Annotated in this window: 4 protein-coding genes; 2 read left to right on the top strand and 2 right to left on the bottom strand. The window is 71.6% G+C overall.

The genetic code is table 11. From position 1 onward, the window contains the following. A partial coding sequence (locus tag IJH84_RS07560; RefSeq protein WP_295141973.1) for a hypothetical protein occupies window positions 1-184 on the top strand: 184 nt, incomplete at its 5' end. A 118-nt stretch (window positions 185-302) separates the two neighbouring features. Then, window positions 303-1,223 (top strand): hypothetical protein, encoded by a 921-nt coding sequence (locus IJH84_RS07555; protein ID WP_295141970.1) that lies wholly within the window; start codon window positions 303-305, stop codon window positions 1,221-1,223. Here the strand turns inward: IJH84_RS07555 and IJH84_RS07550 are convergent. Both IJH84_RS07550 and IJH84_RS07545 read right to left on the bottom strand, forming a co-directional pair. Next, entirely contained in the window at window positions 1,129-1,920 is a 792-nt protein-coding gene (locus IJH84_RS07550; protein ID WP_367268980.1) for a DUF6597 domain-containing transcriptional factor, read from the bottom strand. The two genes, IJH84_RS07555 and IJH84_RS07550, sit on opposite strands and share 95 nt — an antisense overlap. 17 nt (window positions 1,921-1,937) lie before the next feature. After that, a partial coding sequence (locus IJH84_RS07545; protein WP_295141966.1) for a glycosyltransferase occupies window positions 1,938-2,644 on the bottom strand: 707 nt, incomplete at its 5' end.

The raw sequence follows: 2,644 nt of genomic DNA, 5'->3' as shown, positions 1-2,644 counted from the left end.
GGCGGTGCCGGAGAAGTCCGCGCAGCCGGAGACCGATGGGGCGCCGGAGGTGCCCGCGCCGGCGACGGAGACGGTCACCCGGCGGCCCCGCCGCCGCACCGCTTCTCGCGCGGCCGGTCCGCCGCCGGACTCCCCGGAGGCGGCCGAGGCGGACGTCTCCGCAGGTGCGACCTCCGAGAACTGACCGTAGTGCTGAAAAAGGTGGGGCCGGGATTCTCGGCCCCGCCTTTTTCTTCGACCGCGCCGAGCGCAGGTCCGATTCGTTCAAGAAGCCGCGCGCCGCGCGGGCTTAACGTCCGGGCATGACTGCAGATGCCAAGGAGCGCACCGCGCCGGATCGGCTCGCTGCGGCGGAAGGGTTCATCTGGCTGACGGCCCGCGTGCTGGAGCAACGCCGGTTCGAGCACCTGTTCCGCGCGGGTTCTCCGGACGCGGTGGCCACTGCTCTGGACGCCTACCGCAGCGCCGACGGTGGCTACGCCTACGCGCTGGACCCGGACGTGCGCGGCCCGGTGAGCCAGCCGCTCGGCGCGCACGCGGCGTTGACCACGTTGGACGAGATCGGACGCTGTTCCGGCGCGGCCGCGGACGGCATCGTCGATCAGCTCGCCACGATCACCCTCCCGGACGGCGGGATCCCGGCGGTGGATCCGGCCGGGCGGGACTATCCGCACCCGCCGTTCATGCCGATCGACGAGGACCCGCCCGGCGCGCTGTTGACGACGGCGCTGGTGGCAGGCGTGCTGCACAAGAACTCATCGACGCACCCGTGGCTGGCCCCAGCGACCGAGTTCTGCTGGCAGCGGATCGACGCGTTGACCGAGTCCCATCCGTACGAGGTGCACGCGGCCGTGGCATTCCTCGATCACGTGCCGGACCGGGAACGCGCCGCCGCGGCGGCGGCACGACTCGGCCGCATGGTGCGTGCGCAGGGCATCGTGGTGCTCGATCCGCAGCGCCCGGAGGATTCGCACCTCGTGCCGGGCTACGCGCCGGGGGAGTGGCACTTCGTTCCGGACTACGCCCGCGACCCGGGCAGCTTGGCCCGCGAATGGTTCTCCGAAGCGGAGATCACCGCCGGATTGGACGCCCTCGCCCAAGACCAGTGCGAAGACGGCGGCTGGCCGATCAGGTGGCGGCAGTGGGCACCGGGGACGGCGCTGGAGTCCCGTCCGCGGGTGACGATCGATGCCTTGCGCACGCTTCAGGCGTACGGCCGGTGAGCAGTTCGGCGGCGGTGAGTCCGGACAGCCGCCGCACTTCCCGGCTCAAGTGGGCCTGGTCGGCGTACCCGGCTGCGAGCGCGCGGTCGGCGAGCGGACCTTCCAGCTCGATCGAACGCCGGAACCGCAGGATGCTGTGCAGGGTTTTCGGGCTGTAGCCGACGGCCGCGGTGAACCGCCTCCGGAAGTGCCTTGCGGACCATCCGAGGTGCTGGGCGATTTCCGGTACTCCCGGCGCTCGGGGGCCGCTGAGCAGGCGGATCGCTTCCGCGACAGCAGGGTCCTGCTGATGCTCGGGAAGCCGTGCCACGGCGAGTTCTTCCAGCAGTCGCGCGGCTTCGTCCGCGCCGTCGGCCGCGGAGAGCCGGTCCGCCACCTGCTGCGCTCGCGACCCCCACAGCTCGCTGAGCGGCACCTGGAGGTCCCGCAACGCAGCAGCGGGCACGTCGCCGAGCAGCAATCCCGCCGCTCCGGGCCGGAGCCGCACGCCCGCCACGCTGCCAGCGGCGAGCGGGAGCACGCGCGGTCCGGTGTCCGGGCCGACCATCTCCAGCACGCCGTCCCGCCAGATCAGATCCAGGCAGCCGTCCGGCATGATGCGTTGCAAGTACCCGTCTTCCGGCACTTGCTGCGTCCATGCGCACGCCACCCGGCTTGCGAGCGCGGGCGGTGCAGGACGTTCGCGGTATCGGCGCACCACCCCATGCTGCTCCTTCACTCCACGCGCGAGCTCGCGGTGTCGTCGGCGACGAGCACGCTCACGTCCGCGTCCCGCCCGGTCCGGTGCAGCACCAGCTCGGCCAGCAGTCCCGTGGAGATCATCTGCACCGAGAAGATCTCCAGCAGGATTCCCAGGGTCAGCAGTGGCCGAGTCCCGATCGACTGCTCGGTGAACATCCAAATCCCGGTGAGGTACAGCAGGATCAGCGTTCCCAGCGCGCCCGCGACCACGCCGAGACCGCCGAACAAGTGCGCCGGTCGGCGCCCGTAGCGGGTCAGCGCCACGACGGTCAGCAGGTCCAGCGCACCGCGCACGTACCGCTCCAGCCCGTAGTTCGACTTGCCGTGCGCACGCGGCCGGTGGTGCACCGGAAGCTCGCAGACCCGGTATCCGAGCTGGTGCGCGAGCGCCGGGATGTAGCGGTGCAGTTCCCCGTAGAGCGGGACTCGCCGGTATACCTCGGTGCGCGCGGCTTTGAGCCCGCAGTTGTGATCGGACAGCCGCAGCCCGGTGATCACTCCGGTCATCCAGTTGAACAACCTCGACGGCAGGCGCTTGCCCAGCGGGTCCTTGCGCTGCGCCTTGTGCCCGCTGACCAGGTCCGCGCCCGCGTCCAGCGCGGCCAGCAGCCGCGGCACCTCCGCCGGGTCGTCCTGCAAATCGGCGTCCAGGGTGACCAGCAGCCGCCCGCGCACCTCGG

Origin of the sequence: Saccharopolyspora sp., assembly GCF_017434145.1 — a bacterium.
Classification (GTDB): domain Bacteria; phylum Actinomycetota; class Actinomycetes; order Mycobacteriales; family Pseudonocardiaceae; genus Saccharopolyspora_C; species Saccharopolyspora_C galaxeae.
The sequence above is the reverse complement of the archived record's forward strand: the minus strand, read 5'-3'. Positions and strand labels throughout refer to the sequence as shown.